Consider the following 18548-nt stretch of genomic DNA (forward strand, 5'->3'; position numbering starts at 1 on the left):
TTGCCGAGACTCTCGCGTGGGGTAGTGATTCAATCGCAAGAAAGAATCACTACCCCACGCGAGAGTCTCGGCAAGCTCGACATGACCGTTCAAAAACACCTGAGCTGTTAACCGACCCTAATTTCTCCCACTCACCGCCGTGCAGCTCATCGTCATTTCGTCGCCCGAAGCGGTAGCGCAAGAAGCCGCGCTGATGAGCGAAATGCTGGCCGCCGGCCTCTCCCGTCTGCACCTGCGCAAGCCCGCTTTCAGCGAGCCGCAAATGGCTGATTTGATTGCGCAACTGCCGGCCCGCTACCGCGCGCGGCTGGTGCTGCACGGGCATCCGGCCCTGGTTTCGGGCATGAAGCTCGGCGGCCTGCACCTCACCACTACCGCTCGTAAGGCCCTGACCAGCCGGCCTAAACTAGCCACCGGCCAGAAGTTATCCACCTCTTTCCACACGCTGGCCGAAATCCGCCAGCACCGCCGAAAGTACGACTACGTGTTCCTGAGCCCGGTTTTCGATAGCCTCAGCAAGAGCAACTACATGGCCGGCTTCGAGTTATCCACAGTGGCTGAGGCACTTCGGCAGTTGAGGCGGCGGGCCGGCTACGTGCCGCAGGTGCTGGCACTGGGTGGCATTGAGGCGCACCGACTGGCCGCTGTGCAGCAAGCCGGATTTGCGGGCGCCGCCGTGCTGGGTGCCGTGTGGCAAAGCACCAACCCGGTGGCTGCTTTCCGCGCGCTGCAAGCCGTGGTGGGCTAGTAATCGGCCAAGCCGTTGCGGAGCGAATACACCTCCCGGAAGCCTTGCGCAAATAGCTGCTGCGCGGCTTTCTGGCTGCGCGTGCCGCCGGCACAATGCACCACCACCGGCACTTCAGGCGAGAGCTCACCGAGCTTTTCCCCTAGCTGTCCCAGCGGAATCAGCACGCCGCCAATGTTGTGCCGGGCCGCCTCATGCGGCTCCCGCACATCGAGCAGCTGCAGCGGCCGGCCGCTTTGCTGCCAGGCCTTCAGGTCGTCGGCCGAGATTTCGGGGGCGCGTTGCGGCGCGGCGGCCATTGGCGCCTCGCCGCAAAATGCCGCGTAGTCGGGTGCCAATTCGGTGAGCTGCTGGTGGGCCGCCACCGCCCGGAACTTGATGCTTTGGAAGCGCATGCCCAGGGCATCGACCAGCAGCAGGCGGCCGCTCAGCACCTCGCCCAGCTCCAGAATAATTTTCAGCGCTTCCGTTGCCTGCATGGTGCCCACTAGGCCCGGCAGCACCCCCAGCACGCCGATTTCGGCGCAGCTAGGGGCGTCGCCCGGCGCGGGCGGCTCTGGGTAGAGGCAGCGGTAGGTGGGGCCGTTTTGGTAATTGAAAACCGACACCTGCCCCTCAAACTTGAAAATGGCCCCAAACACCAACGGCTTACCGAGGATGACGCAGGCATCATTCACGAGGTAGCGTGTGGCGAAGTTGTCGGAACAATCCACCACGATGTCGTAGCCGGCAAACAGCGTCAACACGTTGTCGCGCGACAGCAGCGTTTGGTGCGTTTGCAGCATGATGAATGGGTTTTGCGCCGCCAATTTTTCGGCGGCTGCCACGGCTTTGGGCCGGCCCACGTCGGCGGTGGCGTAGAGCACCTGGCGCTGCAGGTTGCTGTCGTCCACGGTGTCGAAATCGAGCAGGCCCAGCGTGCCCACGCCGGCGGCGGCCAGGTACTGCAGCACCGGGCAGCCCAGGCCGCCGCAGCCCACCACCAACACGCGGGCCGTTTTCAGGCGCTGCTGGCCCGCCAGGCCAATTTCGGGCAGCAGCAGGTGGCGGCTGTAGCGGTTGGTTTCGGCGGAGGAAAGCGGGAGGTCGGCAGGAATCATCAGGATGAAAATTGAACGTCATGCAGAGCGTAGCGAAGCATCTCGCCTGCCAACACTAAACTGTTTTTCAACGATTGAGTTACTACCCCAAGCGAGATGCTTCGCTGCGCTCTGCATGACGGCCTTTTTCTAGCGGCTCGGCCCCACCAACGTGGCATCCCAGTCCTTCCACACCGGTTCGTAGCCCTGACGGCGCAGCATGGCGGCAATCTCGGCGGGGCTGCGCTCGTCCGAAATCTCGAACTGCTCCAGCGACTCCGGCGCCACCGCGTAGCCACCCGGGTTGGTCTTCGAGCCCGCGCTGATGCTGGTGATGCCCAGCTTCACCACATGGTCGCGGAAAACCGGGCTTTCGCGGGTCGAAATCGATAGCTCTACCTCCTCGTTCAGCAGCCGGTAGGCGCAAATCAGCTGCACTAACTCCCGGTCGCTCATCTCCACTTTGGGCTGGAGCAAGCCCTCGGCCGGCCGCAGGCGCGGAAACGATAGGCTGTACTTGGTTTGCCAGTAAGTGCGTTCCAGGTAATCAAGGTGCAGCGCCGTGTAAAAGCAGTCCGTCCGCCAGTCTTCCAGCCCGATGAGCACGCCCAGCCCCATCTTGTGGATGCCGGCGCGGCCCAGCCGGTCGGGCGTATCGAGGCGGTAGTTGAAGTTCGACTTTTTGCCCTTGGGGTGGTGCTTTTTGTAGTCGTCGCGGTGGTAGGTTTCCTGGTACACCAGCACCGTGTTCAGACCCTCGGGAATCAGCCGCTCGTAGTCGGCCTGGTCGAGCGGCTGCACTTCCAGGGAAAGATGCGCGAAGTGCGGCCGCAGCGTGCGCAGGGCCTTTTCGAGGTAATCCACGCCTACCGTCACGTTGGCCTCGCCCGTCACCAGCAGCACATGGTCGTAGCCCCAGTCCTTGAGCACGGCCGCTTCCTGTAGCATTTCCACGCTGCTCAGGGTGCGCCGTGCAATCTTATTATCGAGGCTGAAACCGCAGTAAGTGCAGATATTCTGGCACTCGTTGCTCAGGTACAGGGGCGCGTACAGCTGCACCGTGTTGCCGAACCGCTTGCGTGTAAGCCGGTGGCTCAGTTGCGCCATCTGCTCCAGATACGGCGCGGCGGCGGGCGAAATCAGCGCCTTGAAATCCTCCAGCGTGCGGCGCGGCGCGGCCAGGGCACGCTCCACGTCGGCAGCAGTCTTGGCGTAGATGCTGGCCTTGACGTCGTCCCAGGGCTGGGCTTCGAAGATGGGTTGGAAGCTCATAATTAGTTGTCAGTTGCCCGTTGTCAGTTGTTAGCTCTTTCGAACAGCTGTCGGATACTAACAACTGACAACGAGCAACTGACAACTAAAATCTACATATCCAGGAACGCCGTGAGCGGCGAGCTGGCCACTGCCCCGGCGTGCGCCACCGGCGCGGCCAGCCGCGCCTCATAGGCCATTCGGCCGGCCTCCACGGCCATCTTGAAGGCGGTAGCCATGGCCACCGGGTTGCCGGCCACGGCAATGGCCGTGTTCACCAGCACAGCATCGGCGCCCATTTCCAGGGCCGCCGCCGCATGCGAGGGCGCGCCGATGCCGGCATCCACCACCACCGGCACCTTGCTTTGGCCGATGATGATTTCTAAGAATTCGCGCGTCAGCAGGCCCTTATTCGAGCCGATGGGTGAGCCTAGCGGCATCACAGCCGCCACGCCCACTTCCTCCAGGCGCTTGCAAAGCACCGGGTCGGCGTGGATGTAGGGCAGCACCACGAAACCCAGCTTCACCAGCTCCTCGGCCGCTTTCAGGGTTTCGATGGGGTCAGGCAGCAGGTACTTGGGGTCGGGGTGGATTTCGAGCTTGAGCCAATTGGTTTTCAAGGCCTCGCGGGCCAGTTGAGCGGCAAAAACGGCCTCCCGGGCAGTGCGCACGCCGGAGGTATTGGGCAGCAGGCTGAATTGCGGATGCGACAGGTGGCGCAGGATGTCATCCTCCACGGCGGCCACGTCCACCCTCTTCAGGGCCACCGTCACCAATTCAGAGCCCGACGCTAAAAGCGCTTCTTCCATGAGCTCCGACGAGCTAAATTTGCCCGTGCCGGTAAACAGTCGGGAGCTAAATGTGCGGTCAGCAATGACCAAATTCTTGTTTAACATAATAATTAAACAGGTTTTACAGCGGGTAATTCACTGACGAACAGACGCGCAGCTTCCGTTGGATTTTCCGCCCCGCCAATGGCGCCGGATACCGCCACGCCGTGCAGCCCTGTCGCCAACAGCGCGGCCACGTCCTCCAAAGCAATGCCGCCAATGCCGATAACCGGCACCGTGATGCCGGCCGCCTGGCACTGCCGCATGATTTCGGTGTAGCCCGCAAGGCCCAGAATCGGGCTCAATTTCTCCTTGGTGCTCGTGAAGCGAAAGGGCCCCAGCCCCACGTAATCGACGCCGGCCGCGGCCAAGTGCTGCACGTCGGCAAAGGTGTTGGCCGTGCCGCCGATGATGGCTTTCGGGCCCAGCATTTCGCAGGCCTCGGCGGGCGGCAGGTCTTGCTGGCCCAAGTGCACGCCGTCGGCCCCGATTTCCCGGGCCAGCGCGGGGTTGTCGTTGATGATGAGCGTGGCGCCGTAGCGGTGGGCAACGGCCAGCGTATCAAGCGCCAGCTGCTTCCAGATGGCCGGCGGCTGGTTTTTCACCCGCAATTGCACCCAGTGCACCCCGCCCTGGCAGGCCAACTCGGCCGCTTCGGCGCTGGTGGTGATGTAGTGAAGCGCGTTGATTTTCATAATGGATTAGCTTTTCGAATGGTAGCCCAGCAGTGTGTCGTTGCTAGCCAGAAATTCGGTGGTATAGTCCTTGGCGGCCTCGCAGGCATCGACCAGCGTTTCGCCCTTGGCCAGATTGGCCAGTACCGCGGCCGAGAGTACACAGCCGCTGCCGTGCTTCTCGCCGTGCGCCAGCCGCGCCACCGAAAACGAGTCCCATTTGCCGCGGGTATAGAGTACATCAGTCGATAATTCGCCGGTGTCGTGGCCTCCTTTCAGCAGCACCGGGCAGAAGTTGCTCACGACTTGCGCCGCGACTTCGGCCGATGCTTCACTGGGCCACATGCGCAGCATTTCGGGCTTGTTGGGGGTCACGAGGGCCATTTCGGCGCATAGGGCCTGCATCAGCTGGCGGTCGGTTCGGCGGTGGAACTCGTAGCCGGCCGAGGCCTTGAGCACCGGGTCCCACACGATTTGCAGCTTTGGGTTCTGCATCTTCAGCCAGCCTACCAGCTCCAGCAGCTGCGGCAGGCTCTCGACCAAGCCGACTTTGATAAAATCGACTTTGAAACGGGCAAATAGCACCCGAATCTGCTCCCGGATTTCCGCCGCTGGCACCCAGTTCACGCGCTCAAACGACACGTCATTTTGCACGGTGAGGGCCGTGCACACGCCCAGCCCATACACGCCGTGGCCCTCGAACGTTTTCACGTCGGCGAGCAGGCCGGCGCCCGCGCTGGGGTCGAAGCCGGCAATGCTGAGGGCGTAGGGGCGGAAGGATTGGGACATGGGGTTGAATGTAGCGTGGACTCTGCGAGTCCGCGTTTGACGGAAAGATGTTCGTTCACACGCGGACTCGCAGAGTCCACGCTACATCGTTTCTAGAAATAAATCTCACTACCTTTTTCCACAAACTCCCGCGACTTTTCCACCAGCCCTTTCGCCAGCACCTCACTGGCGGTCAGGTCCTGGGCCGCCGCGTAGTCGCGCACTTCCTGGGTGATTTTCATCGAGCAGAAGTGCGGCCCGCACATCGAGCAGAAGTGGGCCACTTTGGCGCCCTCGGCGGGCAGGGTTTCGTCGTGGTATTCGCGGGCCGTGTCGGGGTCGAGGCTGAGGTTGAACTGGTCTTCCCAACGGAACTCGAAGCGGGCCTTGCTAAGGGCGTTGTCGCGGTACTGCGCGCCGGGGTGGCCTTTGGCCAAATCGGCGGCGTGGGCGGCGATTTTGTAGGCAATAACGCCGTCCTTCACGTCCTGCTTGTTGGGCAGGCCGAGGTGCTCCTTGGGCGTCACGTAGCACAGCATGGCCGTGCCAAACCAGCCAATCATGGCCGCGCCGATGGCCGAGGTAATGTGGTCGTAGCCCGGCGCGATGTCCGTCGTGAGCGGCCCCAGCGTGTAGAAAGGCGCCTCGTGGCACTCCTTCAGCTGCTTGTCCATGTTTTCCTTGATGAGGTGCATGGGCACGTGGCCGGGGCCCTCAATCATCACCTGCACGTCGTGTTTCCAGGCAATTTTGGTGAGTTCGCCCAGGGTTTCCAGCTCGGCAAACTGCGCTTCGTCGTTGGCATCGGCAATGGAGCCGGGGCGCAGGCCGTCGCCCAGCGAGAAGGCCACGTCGTAGGCCTTCATGATTTCGCAGATTTCCTCGAAGTGCGTGTACAGAAAGCTCTCCTTGTGGTGCGCCAGGCACCATTTGGCCATAATGGAGCCGCCGCGCGACACGATGCCCGTCACGCGCTTGGCCGTCATCGGCACGTAGCGCAGCAGCACCCCGGCGTGGATGGTGAAGTAGTCGACGCCCTGCTCGGCCTGTTCAATGAGCGTGTCGCGAAACAGCTCCCAGGTCAGGTCCTCGGCCTTGCCGTTCACCTTTTCCAGCGCCTGGTAAATCGGCACCGTGCCCACCGGTACCGGGCAGTTGCGGATAATCCACTCGCGGGTTTCGTGGATGTTCTTGCCGGTGCTCAAATCCATCAGCGTGTCGCCGCCCCAGCGGCAGCTCCACACGGCCTTATCTACTTCTTCCTCAATGGATGACGTAACGGCCGAATTACCAATGTTGGTGTTGATTTTCACCAGGAAATTGCGCCCGATAATCATGGGCTCGCTCTCCGGGTGGTTAATGTTGCTGGGAATCACGGCGCGGCCGGCAGCCACTTCCTGGCGCACAAATTCGGCCGTGATGTGGCCTTCCGGCGTGTTAGCCCCGAAACTGTGGCCGCGGTGCTGCGTGCGCAACGGGTCATCGGCGGGCAGCTCGTCGAAGCGCTGGTTTTCGCGGATGGCGATGTACTCCATCTCGGGCGTGATAATGCCCTTTTTGGCGTAGTGCATCTGGCTCACATTGTAACCCGGTTTGGCGCGCAACGGGGCCGCGATGTGCTCGAAGCGCAGGTGGTCGAGGCCGGCATCGGCGGCGCGCTGCTGGCCGTACTCGGAGGTGGTGCCGGTGAGCTGCTCCACGTCGCCGCGGCCGAGAATCCATTGCTGGCGCAGGCGGGGCAGGCCCTTTTTCAGGTCGATTTCAACATTGGGGTCGGTGTAGGGGCCGCTGGTGTCGTATACCGTCACGGGCGCGTTCTGCTCCGATGGGAAGCCGAAATCGAACTTGCGCTCGGTGTCGGCCAGGGCGATTTCGCGCATGGCCACCCGGATTTCGGGGTGCAGCTTGCCGGGCACGTAGATTTTGCGGGAGCCGGTGAGCGGCTGGCGCTCCACCAGCGTCTGCTGCGGGGCCTGGTCTTTCTTTTTCATAACTGGGTTAGTTGTCAGTTGTTGGTTGTCAGTTGTTAGACATCGGCTGTCAGAAAGTTGACTGTCGCTGCATCCCTGAAAGGCCTGACAACTGACAACCAGCAACTGACAACGAAAGGCCCTACCCGCCCTGCGTGGCGCGAATAATCGTGACCCGGTCGTGCTCACGCAACTCATGCGCCTCCCAGGCAGCGCGGGGCACCACTTCGTCGTTCACGGCCACGGCGAGGCCGCGCTGCCCGGCCAGCGCGAGGCCGGCGAGCAGCTGCGTGAGCGTCTGAGAATCGGGAGTTTCCTGGGGCGAATTGTTTACGTAGCAAATCATGGCAACCGGGGCAGGTGGCAGTGAAATCAGTCCATAAACAATAGGGGTGCCGACGACGGACTACCCCATGGGCAGCCGCGAGCGGACCAGTACTTTTCCCTTCGCCGGTATTAGCCGGAATCAGGTTCCAAGGGTATTATCTCAGCCGCGCCGAAGCGAAGCACCCCTAAAGTTTATGGGCCAAATCTACGCGCTGGCTGGGAATAATCAGCACGATGTAGGGGCGGGGCCTGCCCCCGCCCGGGTGGTCGCGCCGCTTCAACGGTGTTGTTCAATGACCGGGCGGGGGCAAGCCCCTCCCCTACGTCGTTCCAACATTCACATTGCCCTTCATCGTCCAAAATCCAATATCTTCGCTTTCTACGCCCTCTATTCTAATCATCAGCTGGCTATGATGCAAAATACTCTACTTTTTCTCGTGTTACTGGGCCTGCCGTTTGCCAGTCGCGCTCAGGAGGTCGATACCGTGCGGGCCAGCACCCTGCCCGGCCCGCAGCTGGCCGAAAAAGCCTATAATGCCGGCTTGGCCAGCTTCCAGGCCCAGCGCTACCCGGCCGCGCTGCAAAGCTTCGACCAGGCCATTGCCGCCAAGCCCGATTTTGCGGCTGCCTATACCAACCGCGCCGCCACCCGCTTCGAGCTGAAAGACTACCCCCAAGCCCAGGCCGATTACGACCAGGCCCTGAAGCTGGAGCCCGGCAGCTACGCCAGCTACTTCGGCCGCGCCCGCGCCCAGGAAGCCCAGAACCGCCTCGCGGAGGCCGAAACCGACTACTCCGAAGCCGTGAAGGCCAAGCCCGACTACGCCCCCGCCTGGTACAACCGCGGCGTGCTGCGCTTCGAAAAAGGCGATTACCAGGCCGCCCGCGACGATTTCGACGGTGCCCTAAAGGCCGACCCCAAGCTAGCTTACGCCTACCACGACCGCGCCAGCGCCCAGCAGAAGCTCGGCAACTTTGCCGCCGCCGCGCAGGACTACACCCAGGCCCTGGCCCTGCAGCCCGACCTGCTGCCCGCCCTGCTCAATCGCGCCGCCGCCGAGCGCCGCACCGGCCAGCTGCCCCAGGCCCTGAAAGACTACGACGCTTACCTAGCGAAGAAAACCGACAACGCCCTGGCCTACACCAACCGCGGCAGCGCCCGCTTCGAAAATAAGGACTACGCCGGCGCCATTGCCGATTTCGGCCAGGCCCTGCAGCTCGACCCGAAGTACGCCTACGCCTGGAACAACCGCGCCGCCGCCCTGCTCAAGCAGGAAAAGTACGCCGACGCGGCTTCCGACGCCAGCCAGGCCATCCAGCTAAAACCCGACTACGCCGAGGCCTACCTCAACCGCGGCCACGCCCGCGAAATGCTCCGCCAGGCCGACGAAGCCTGCCAGGACTGGCGTCGGGCCGCTGAGCTGGGCCTCACGGTGGGCAACCAGTATGCGGCGGCGGCCGGCTGCGTGGGCGAGGCGGCAGAGTAAGCCGAGCGCCGTGTAGCGTGGACTCTGCGAGTCCGCGCCCAGGCGAACGACCCCAGCAATGCACGGACTCGCAGAGTCCACGCTACAAGCAGCCCGCGCCTCGCATCAGAACAATCAATACGTATTTACCATGCCTTTCCGCCTATTCCTCCTGCTCCTACTCAGCGTCGCCCTGCCCGCCGCCGCCCAGAGCGTCGCCTTCACCAAAGACAACTTCAGCGACAACAAGGACGGCCTGCGCGAAGCCAACCGCGAGCTGAAGGACGGCGACACCGAATACCGCGCCGACCCGCCGCGCTACGCCGCCGCCCTGCCGCACTACCTGGCCGCCCAGCAGTTCAACCCCAACAATGCGGCCCTGAACGTGAAAATCGGCGACTGCTACTTGCACTCGCCCACCAAAACCGCCGCCCTCCCCTACCTGCAAAAGGCGGCCAGGCTGGATGCCACGGCTGATGCGCGCACGCATTTCCTGCTGGCCCGGGCCCTGCACCTGAGCGGCAAGTGGCGCGAGGCCCTAGCCGAGTACCAGCAGGCCCAGCCCGTTGGTGGCAACACCCGCAACGGCGACGCCGAAACCATCACGGCCACCGACTTGCAGCGCTACGTGCAGCAGTGCCGCAACGGCCAGCTGCTGGCCGCCCACCCCACCCGTGTATTTATCGACAATGCCGGGCCGGAGCTGAACTCGCCGGATTCAGACTACGGCCCGGTAGTGTCGGCCGATGAGTCGACCATTCTGATTACCTCGCGCCGGGCGGGCTCGGTTGGCGGGAAGAAGGACCCGGAGGGCAACGGCTACTTCGAGGACATCTACCAGGCCTCCTGGCAGGGCAAAAAGTGGAGCCGTGCCGCCAACCTGGGCGCGCCCGTGAACACCGACGACCACAACGCCACCGTGGGCTTGGCGCCCGATGGCCAGCGCATGCTCGTGTACGTGGGCACCAACGGCGGCGACCTGCTCGAAGCTAACCTTACCGGCACCACCTGGACCAAGCCCAAGCAGCTCGGCTCGCGCATCAATACCCGAAGCCACGAAACATCGGCCAGCTACTCGCCTGACGGGCGCTGGCTGTACTTCGTGAGCGACCGGACAGAGGGCAGCCTGGGCGGCTCCGATATCTATAAAGTAGACATGGAAGGCCGCAACCAGCCCGTGAACCTGGGCCCGACCATCAACACGGGCGCGGGCGAGGAGGGCGTTTTTATGGCCCCCGATGGCAAGACGCTGTACTTTTCCTCCGAAGGCCACAACTCGATGGGCGGCTACGACATCTTCAAATCGGTGTTCGAGAACGGCAAGTGGAGCGAGCCCGAGAACCTGGGCTGGCCCATCAATACGCCCGACGACGACGTGTTTTTTGTGACATCGGCCTCGGGGCGGCACGGCTACTACAGCAGCGACCGGCCCGGCGGTCTGGGGGCCAAGGACATCTACCGCATCACCTTCCTCGGCCCCGAAAAACCGCCCGTGCTCAGCCAGGAAGACCAGCTGCTGGCCTCGCGCCTGGCGCCGGTGAAGCAAACCGTGCTGGCGCCCGCCGTGGCCGTGGCCACCGCCCAAGTCACCATCCTCAAAGGCACCGTGACCGATGCCGCCAGCCAGCAGCCGCTCGACGCCGCCATCGACCTCATCGACAACACCAGCGGCCAGACCATTGCCACCTTCCGCAGCAACGCCACCTCGGGCCGCTACCTCGTGAGTTTGCCCTCGGGCACCAACTACGGCATCGTGGTGCGGCAGGACGGCTACCTGTTTCACTCCGAAAACTTCGACCTGCCCGCCGGCGCCGCCTTCGCCGAAGTCATCAAAGACATTCCCCTGAAGAAGCTGGAAGTGGGCACCACCATCGTGCTGCGCAACATTTTCTTCGACACCGGCAAGGCCACCCTGCGCCCCGAAAGCACCGCCGAGCTGGAGCGCCTGCAAAAGCTCCTCACCGAAACGCCCGCCCTCCAGCTGGAAATGGCCGGCCACACCGACGACGTGGGCGAAGCCGCCATGAACCAGGACCTGAGCCAGCGCCGCGCCCAGGCCGTGGTGGCGTATCTGACGCAGCACGGCATCTCCGGTGCCCGTCTCACGGCCGCCGGCTACGGCGAAACCCGTCCCGAAGTGCCCAACACCAGCAAAGGCAACCGCCAGCTCAACCGCCGTACCGAGTTTAAGGTGACGGCTAAGTAGCGCGGACTTTGTAGTCCGCAAGTGGATGCAGTTGCGGACTACAAAGTCCGCGCTACCGAAAAACTGCGCGGTCGGGTAAAAGGCCACATTGGCCGGGCGGGGCGCTTTGATAATCGGAAAGTTGGCGTCTGGCCCGGCCCCTGCATTTACCTTGCGCAGCTAAACCATTGGGCAGCTTTTTCGGCTTGAAACTTTTACTTCACTTTATCTATCGGCGCCGGTTGGGGCTGCTGTTGCTGGCGCTGCTGAGCGGGCTGTTGCTGCTCACGCGGCCGGCGCGGGCTCAGCGGGTTTTCTTGCAGCCGTTTGGGCCGGCCGAGGGCCTGCAACCGTCCTTCATTTATGCGCTGCTGCAGGACCAGCAGGGCTACCTCTGGCTGGGCACCGGCGAGGGGCTGGTGCGCTACGACGGCACGCGCTTCGTCACGTTCACCAAAAAAGACGGGCTGGCCGAAGATTTCGTGGTGTCGCTGCGCGAAGAGCCGGCCACTGGCCGGCTGTGGGTGGGCCATGCCGAAGGCGGTATTTCGGTTAGGAAAGACGCAGCCGGCCGCTTCGAGCCGGCCAAGCTGGCCGCCGTGCCCGCCGCCCTGCACCTGCACGCCGACGGCGCGCCACCCGTCGATACGGCCGCGATTGGCCGCTACCTGCGCCGGTACCACATCGTGTTGGCCGAAGGCACCGTGCCCATTTGCCTGCTGCCCGACCGCGAAGGCAACACCTGGCTGGGCACCGCCGGCCAGGGCCTGCTGCGGCATTCCGACCGGCATTTGCGGCTGGAGCCTTACCCAAGCGGCGCGGCGGGCCAGCTGCCTGCCCTTGCCACTACCGGCGCCAAAGCAACCGAGGAAGCCTGGGCAGCTTTTGGCGGCAACCGCTTTTTTCAGTTGTCGCTTAATCGGCCGGTGCGCGTTCGGGATGGCAACTTTGTGGCTCCTGACCTGGCTGGCCATTCCGTACAGGCACTGCTGCCGCGCCCGGTGGCCTTGGGCGATGGGTTTTGGATGGGAACCACGGCGGGCCTTTTCACGGCAATCCAACCGGGGCTCATTCCGCAGGCAATTGCCGGCTTGCTCGGCAATGCTCAGTTGAGCATCACCGCCCTCGCCTATGCGCCCGGCACCGGCCTGTGGGTGGGCACCGCCGTTGATGGCCTTTACAACATACCCACCGATGCGGCCCGGCCTGTCCGCCATTTCACCACCGCCGAGGGCTTGCTGCACAACACCATCACAGCCCTGCTGGCCGACCACGACGGGCGCGTCTGGATTGGCACCCACGACACCGGGCTGGCCACCTTTGAGCCCCGCACCAACTCCTTCGCCTACGCCCGCCTCACCAAAAAAGGTATCGACGTGAGCAGCTTCGCCCAAGATGCCGACGGCCGCCTCTGGGTGGGCACCGAGGGCCAGGGGCTGTTTTGCCACCTGCCCGCCGGCCAATGGGAACAATTTACGGGCGCCCAACTGCCTTCTGATTATATCTACGGCCTGCTGCCGCTGCCCGGCCCCGCGCCGCGCCTGCTGCTGGTGCACCAGCAGGCCCTCACGGTACTGCACGCCCGCACCCAGCAGTTTTCGCCCCTCGCCGCGCCCGACAACCCGCTGGTGCGCGACTGCCTGGGCCCGGCCGCGCTGGCCCACCGCGCCGGCCGCCCCACGGTGGCTTGGCTCAGCACCCGCGCCGGCCTGCTCCGCCTCGACCTCACGGCCGGCCTGCGCCAGCTCACGGCCCAGCCGCCCGGCCTGGCGCTTACCGGGGCCGAGGTGGACGGCGAAGCGCGCCCCGTGCAGGCGCTGGGCCAGCTTTCGGCCACGCGGCACCGCGTCACGTTTGCGTTTGAGGGCATCAGCCTCACGGCTGGCGCGCCGCTGCAGTACCAGTTCCGCCTGCGCGGGCTGTCCGACGAGTGGAGCCGCCCCAGCCCCGCCGGCGAAGCCCAGTTTCCGGGCCTCGACGCCGGCCGCTACGAGTTGCAGGCGCGGGTGCGCCGCGGCAGCGCCGGCCCGTGGAGCAGAGTAGTGGCCTCCAGCTTCGGCATTGCCACGCCGTTTTGGCGCACCTGGTGGTTTGCCACGTTCGCGCTGCTGATTGGTGGGGCCGTGGTTTTTGGGTTGGTTCGATTCCGGGAGCGCGCCCTGCGCCGCACGCAGTACGTGCTGGAACGCACCGTGCGCGAGCGCACCGCCGAGCTGCGCCAGCAAAAAGCCCAGATTGAGGATATCAACGCCGATTTGGTGGTAGCCCGCGATGCGGCCGAGGCCTCGCGCCGGGCCAAAGCGCAGTTTCTGGCCAATATGAGCCACGAAATCCGCACGCCGATGAACGCCGTCATTGGCCTCACCAACCTGCTGCAGGCCACCCACCCCAACACCGAGCAGGCCGAGTACCTCACGGCCATCGAGTCGTCGTCGCAAAACCTGCTGGTCATCATCAACGACATTCTCGACAGCTCCAAGATGGAAGCCGGCAAGCTCTCGCTAGAGCAAGTGCCCTTCCGCCTGCCCGAAGCCGTGCGGCGCCTCGGGGCCATGTTCAAGTTTGCCACCGAAAGCAAGGGGCTGGCCCTGCAAATCAACGTAGCCGACAACGTGCCCGCTGCCGTGCTCGGCGACCCGGTACGCCTGAACCAAATCTTGGTCAACTTGGTCGGCAACGCCATCAAGTTCACCCGCCAGGGCGGTGTGACGGTAACAGTGCAAACCGTGCTTTCGCCCGAAACTGCTTCCAAACCAGCCCATTCCCTCGTTCGTTTCGCGGTGCGCGACACTGGCATTGGCATTCCGCAGGACAAGCTGGGGGCCATTTTCGAGGACTTCTCGCAGGCCAACACCTCCACCACGCGCGAGTTCGGCGGCACGGGCCTGGGCCTGAGCATTGCCCGCAACCTCGTGCAGCTGCACGGCGGCCAGTTGGGCGTGAGCAGCGAAGAAGGCCAGGGCTCGGAGTTTTTCTTCGAGCTGCCCTACGAAGTGGCCGACGCCAGCGCCGCCCAGCCCGAAGCCCACGCCGGCCTGCTCGCGCCCTTCGAGCCCGCTCTGCGCGTGCTGGTGGCCGAAGACAACGCCCTCAACCAACTGGTGGCCCGCAAAACCCTGGAAGCCTGGAACGTGCAGGTCGTCATCGCCGAAAACGGCCGCCTGGCCGTGGAAGCCGCCGCCACCGACCCCGTGCCTTTCGACGCCGTGCTGATGGACGTGCAAATGCCTGAAATGGACGGCTACGAGGCCGCCCGCCGCCTGCGCGCCTTATTCCCGGATGCCAGCCAGTTCCCCATCATCGGCCTCACCGCCTCGGTGCTGCCCGAAGACCGGGTATTGGCCCTGGCCGCCGGCATGAACGACACCCTCGCCAAGCCCTTCGAGCCGGCCGTGCTGTATGCGCGCCTGGCGCACTTCACAGGAAGAAAGGGAGGTGGGAAGAGGGAAGAGGGAAAAGCGGAAAAGGCAGGAAGCGGCTCCGAACATCAGCCCTTCTCTCCTCTTCACCCTTCCCTAAAACCCGACTGGCACCTGCTCGAAGAGCTGGCCGGTGGCAACGAAGGCTTCCTGCGCCAGATTGTAGGCACTTTCCTGACCGAAGCGCCGGCCCTAGAGGCCCTGCTGGCCGCCAACTGCGTCGACAACCCGGCGGCGCTGGCCGGCACGGCCCACAAGCTCAAGGGCCAGGTGGCCTACTTCGGCGTGCCGGTGCTGCATACCCAGCTCGATGAACTGGAGCGCGCCGCCCGGCACCCCGCTCATGCCTACTGCGAGCCGCTGGTCGATGCCATCCGCCAGCAGCTGGCTGAGCTATATCCGCAGCTTGAAGCCCGGGCATCGGCTTAAAAACCAATCGCACAGGTTACTTTCGTTTTTCCTTACGCCTACCTTTTCGCTGCTATGTCTACTTCTGTACTAAGTTGTTTGGTTGTCGACGACGACCCGCTGTCGGTGCAAGTGGTGCTCAACTGCATCAACAACACGCCTTTCCTCTCGGCCACCGGCAGCTACACCAACCCCGTCGAAGCGGCCGAAGCCCTGCGCACCCAGCCCATCGACCTGCTGTTTCTGGACGTGGAAATGCCCCTCATGTCGGGCATTGAGTTGCTGCGCACCCTGCAAAACCCGCCGCTGGTGGTGCTCATCACCAGCAGCAAAGACTACGCGGTGCAGGCCTTCGAGCACGCCGTGGTCGACTACCTGGTGAAGCCCGTGAGCTACGCCCGCTTCCTGCAAGCGTCCCAGAAAGCCCTGGAAATCGCGGAGCGCCAGCATCCGGCCGACGCCGACGCCATCGAAGCCCCGGCGCCCAATGCCGCGTTCACGTTTGTGAAAGTCGACAACAAGCTGGTGCGCGTCACCTTCGCCGATGTGCGCTACGTGGAAGCCCTCGGCGACTACGTGCACATCATCACCGGCCACAGCAAGCTCATCGTGTACAGCACTATGAAGGGTGTGGAAGAGAAGTTTCCGAGCAAGCTGTTCGTGCGGGTGCACCGCTCGTTCATTGTCAACGTCCAGTACATTCAGGCCCTGGAAGACAACATGTTGACCGTGGACAGCAAGCAGATTCCCGTGGGCCAGACGTACTTGCGCGACGTGATGCAGCGCCTCAACAAGTTTTAAACCGCGCACGCAAGCCGCGTTTCACTTTCCCGCTTTTCCTCTTCGCATGCGCTTCCAACTTGCACCCGGCCGCGGCATTTTTGCTGTTTCTGCTTTTTTCCTCCTCTTAATAAGCGCCGCCGCCCGCGCCCAGCAGGCTGGCGACACCACCAGCGTAAGCTGTGGGCCGCCCCTGCCCCGCATGCTCTGCGTCGACCTCGACGGCCGCGGTTCCATCGACGAAGCCGCCGGCCCCTTCACCTACCGATGGCTGATGGGCGACGGCACCACCCTCACCGGCACCACCATCACGCACTGCTATAAGGAGCGCAAAAACTATGTGGTGCAGCTCGATGTGATAGTAGACAAAACCGGCGAGGTGCGCACCGGCCAGAAATACATCCCCATCAACCTCGTGCAACAGGACGTGGTCGATTTCACGGCCTCCACCACCCGCGTGCGCGTGGGCCAGCCGGTTTCCTTTGCCTCGCCCGAAGCCCAGCTGCTCAACTGCCAGAACGTGCAGTACGTGTGGGACTTCCGCGACGGTACCACCTTCAAAGGCCGCACCGCCGAGCACACTTTCCGCCGCCCCGGCACCTACGCCGTGCGTTTCAACATGCGCGGCTACGGCTCACAGGCCTGCATCCAGAGCTACTGCGTGTCGCGCCAAATCGTGGTGGAACCGTAGCGGGGAAGAGCAGAGAAAAAAAGCAGACGTGAAGTCGTCATGCTGAGCGTAGCCGAAGCATCTCTACCGCGCAACTAATTCATTTTTGAATGGCGGTAAAGATGCTTCGGCTACGCTCAGCATGACGTTCTTCTTTCAGTCAATTCCTCTCCTCTTATTCACTCGCCATCGGCGCGCCCTCTCGCAGCAGCGTCAACACCAGCTCCCAAAGGTGCTCGTAGGGGATAATCTCCACTTCCGCAAAAGCCTCGCCGGGCGGGGCCGTGTCGTGCAGCTGTTGCAGCAGCACCTTGCCGCGCTCCGCCGCCTTGGTTGCATCAAAGTTCTTTTCCACAATCACCTGCAGCAGGCGCAAAAACAGCCGGCTACGCACCGTAGTGGGCTCGTACAGGTGCCGCTGCTGGTACTTGCGCAGGCGTTCCAGGCGCATAAGCACGGCTTCGAGGTTGCGCTCGCGCAGGAAGTGCAGTAGCTGCAGCACCAGAATGGCCACGTTGTGCCCCCGCTTATCGCGGCTGTATTCCGGGAGTTGCAGCACCCACTGGGCCATTTGGCGCTGCCGGGCCACCGAAGGGCGCGGCGGCGGCAGCACAAAGTCAATATAAGCCCGGTACAAGTCCCAGCGCTGCAGCGCCGCCTCGCGCTGGATGAGGTAGGCGGGGTTTTTGGTAATGACTTCCATCAGCTGCTGGGCCCGCTCGTATTGTTCGGCGTGCAGCGCCAGCAGCACATGGTGCTCCTGAAAATAAAACCAGTTGTTGGACGACGGGTGAAAATCCCGGGTGTATTCCTCGGCCAGCCGCAGGCCCTGCACCGGCTGCCGGCTGCGCAGGTAAGCATAAATGCTCACGAAGTGGTTGAAGCGCAAATCGAAGCGCCGCTCGTTCAGCTTACCCTCCTTTAGGCGGCGCGAAGCCGCCGCCGTCACCCGAATCATCTCCTGGAAATTGCCCTGCAGCTCTTCGTAGGCCAGCCGCGCCCGGTACACCACATTATAAGTAGTGAAGCTGCGGGCCTTGCGATGCAGGGCTTCCAGCTGGGCAATGCGGTCGGGCAGCACGGCCAGCACGGCCCGGCGCGCGGCCACGGTACCGCTCAGGGCCAGTTGGGTGGCCGTGTACAGCTGCTCGGCTTCGTCTTCCAGGGCCAGCACCTGTTGCACGTGCGCCAGCACCTTCACCGCCTTCTTATAGGGAATGGCATCGCGCTTTTCGGCGTGCAGGTTGCGCAGCATGCGGGCACATAACACGGCATACTGCGTGAATTCGCCTTTTTCGGCTAGGGCCAGGCAGCGTTGCAGCAACCGCTCCGAGAGATTGTACTCGCGCTCCGCATACAAAATACTCACCTTGTGGAGCATGTCCAGGCACTCCAGCTCGTACCGGCGCGACACCAGGTGCCGGGAATCCGAATGGTCCAGAAAGTAGAGCTGGTTGAGCAATTTGCTGCGCACCCGCGACTGCAGCTTTTGCAGCGCCCGCACGTTGGCCGTCGTGGCCTTGCCATACAATGCCTTCACCACCTGCAACTGGGTGGCATCAGGCGTCTTGGCCAGGGTCTTGACAAACAGGTTCTCCTTGTTCGGTTGGCGGCTATTCAGGTCCAATACCGGCAAAGAGTTCAGGCTACGCGATGTCACAATTCGCGCCAAATTTGCAATTTCATTCATCTAAAATATGCACTAATGGCGTGGAAACAGGCTTTTCATTCGAAACAGACGCTCAAAACCGACGTCACAAAAACGCAGATTCTTTCCTTTTTTCCGTGCAAGCGTCCGGCAATATTTGTATTGTGAATATTTATGGCTGGTTTAACGCTCAGAGGTCACAAATTGAGTGATTTTTCTGAATATCCACCAAAAAAAAGTTTATTTAAAAACAGGGAAGACACCTTACTATATTTTTTCTTTTTTTAGTCAACTTATTTATAATTTGGATACAAGTCAACTTTAG

The 18548-nt window shown here is 63.0% G+C and carries 14 protein-coding genes and 1 riboswitch; of the genes, 6 read left to right on the plus strand and 8 right to left on the minus strand.

Features of this window, described 5'->3' with window-relative positions:
• The first annotated feature begins 139 nt into the window (after positions 1 to 139).
• Entirely contained in the window at positions 140 to 748 is a 609-nt protein-coding gene (locus Q5H92_RS02840; RefSeq protein ID WP_305009969.1) for a thiamine phosphate synthase, read from the plus strand.
• Here Q5H92_RS02840 and moeB read toward each other — a convergent pair.
• The 7 genes from moeB to thiS form a co-directional block, all read right to left on the minus strand.
• Positions 745 to 1848 (minus strand): molybdopterin-synthase adenylyltransferase MoeB, encoded by a 1104-nt coding sequence (gene moeB, locus Q5H92_RS02845; protein WP_305009970.1) that lies wholly within the window; start codon positions 1846 to 1848, stop codon positions 745 to 747. The two genes, Q5H92_RS02840 and moeB, sit on opposite strands and share 4 nt — an antisense overlap.
• 129 nt (positions 1849 to 1977) lie before the next feature.
• On the minus strand, positions 1978 to 3099 hold the full coding sequence (thiH, locus tag Q5H92_RS02850) for a 2-iminoacetate synthase ThiH (protein ID WP_305009971.1): 1122 nt from the start codon (positions 3097 to 3099) through the stop codon (positions 1978 to 1980).
• 92 nt (positions 3100 to 3191) lie between these two features.
• Positions 3192 to 3974: a thiazole synthase gene (locus tag Q5H92_RS02855; protein ID WP_305009972.1), complete on the minus strand. Its 783-nt coding sequence runs from the start codon at positions 3972 to 3974 to the stop codon at positions 3192 to 3194.
• A 5-nt stretch (positions 3975 to 3979) separates the two neighbouring features.
• On the minus strand, positions 3980 to 4603 hold the full coding sequence (locus tag Q5H92_RS02860) for a thiamine phosphate synthase (protein WP_305009973.1): 624 nt from the start codon (positions 4601 to 4603) through the stop codon (positions 3980 to 3982).
• Between the two features lie 6 nt (positions 4604 to 4609).
• The gene (thiD, locus tag Q5H92_RS02865; protein WP_305009974.1) at positions 4610 to 5371 is read right to left on the minus strand and encodes a bifunctional hydroxymethylpyrimidine kinase/phosphomethylpyrimidine kinase; all 762 of its coding nucleotides are present in this window, start codon (positions 5369 to 5371) and stop codon (positions 4610 to 4612) included.
• A 92-nt stretch (positions 5372 to 5463) separates the two neighbouring features.
• On the minus strand, positions 5464 to 7341 hold the full coding sequence (thiC, locus tag Q5H92_RS02870; RefSeq protein ID WP_305009975.1) for a phosphomethylpyrimidine synthase ThiC: 1878 nt from the start codon (positions 7339 to 7341) through the stop codon (positions 5464 to 5466).
• A 121-nt stretch (positions 7342 to 7462) separates the two neighbouring features.
• Positions 7463 to 7666 (minus strand): sulfur carrier protein ThiS, encoded by a 204-nt coding sequence (gene thiS, locus Q5H92_RS02875; protein WP_305009976.1) that lies wholly within the window; start codon positions 7664 to 7666, stop codon positions 7463 to 7465.
• A gap of 79 nt (positions 7667 to 7745) precedes the next feature.
• Positions 7746 to 7844, minus strand: a riboswitch (TPP riboswitch).
• Positions 7845 to 8057: 213 nt separating this feature from the next.
• On the opposite strand from thiS, the gene Q5H92_RS02880 reads away from it, so the two are divergent.
• From Q5H92_RS02880 to Q5H92_RS02900, 5 genes are all read left to right on the plus strand, one after another.
• Positions 8058 to 9134, plus strand: a complete 1077-nt coding sequence (locus Q5H92_RS02880; RefSeq protein ID WP_305009977.1) for a tetratricopeptide repeat protein — start codon at positions 8058 to 8060, stop codon at positions 9132 to 9134.
• 130 nt (positions 9135 to 9264) lie between these two features.
• Positions 9265 to 11319: an OmpA family protein gene (locus Q5H92_RS02885; protein WP_305009979.1), complete on the plus strand. Its 2055-nt coding sequence runs from the start codon at positions 9265 to 9267 to the stop codon at positions 11317 to 11319.
• Positions 11320 to 11504: 185 nt separating this feature from the next.
• A complete protein-coding gene (locus Q5H92_RS02890) occupies positions 11505 to 15146 on the plus strand; it encodes a hybrid sensor histidine kinase/response regulator (protein ID WP_305009980.1) in 3642 nt (1213 codons plus the stop codon).
• Between the two features lie 54 nt (positions 15147 to 15200).
• Positions 15201 to 15926: a LytR/AlgR family response regulator transcription factor gene (locus tag Q5H92_RS02895; protein ID WP_305009981.1), complete on the plus strand. Its 726-nt coding sequence runs from the start codon at positions 15201 to 15203 to the stop codon at positions 15924 to 15926.
• A gap of 46 nt (positions 15927 to 15972) precedes the next feature.
• Complete coding sequence (locus Q5H92_RS02900; RefSeq protein WP_305009982.1) at positions 15973 to 16596, plus strand: PKD domain-containing protein; 624 nt, start codon at positions 15973 to 15975, stop codon at positions 16594 to 16596.
• A 154-nt stretch (positions 16597 to 16750) separates the two neighbouring features.
• Here Q5H92_RS02900 and Q5H92_RS02905 read toward each other — a convergent pair whose 3' ends face one another.
• Positions 16751 to 18202, minus strand: coding sequence for a hypothetical protein (locus Q5H92_RS02905; RefSeq protein WP_305009983.1), 1452 nt, complete (start codon positions 18200 to 18202; stop codon positions 16751 to 16753).
• Positions 18203 to 18548 lie beyond the last annotated feature (346 nt).

It is taken from the genome of Hymenobacter mellowenesis, assembly GCF_030581005.1.
Classification (GTDB): domain Bacteria; phylum Bacteroidota; class Bacteroidia; order Cytophagales; family Hymenobacteraceae; genus Hymenobacter; species Hymenobacter mellowenesis.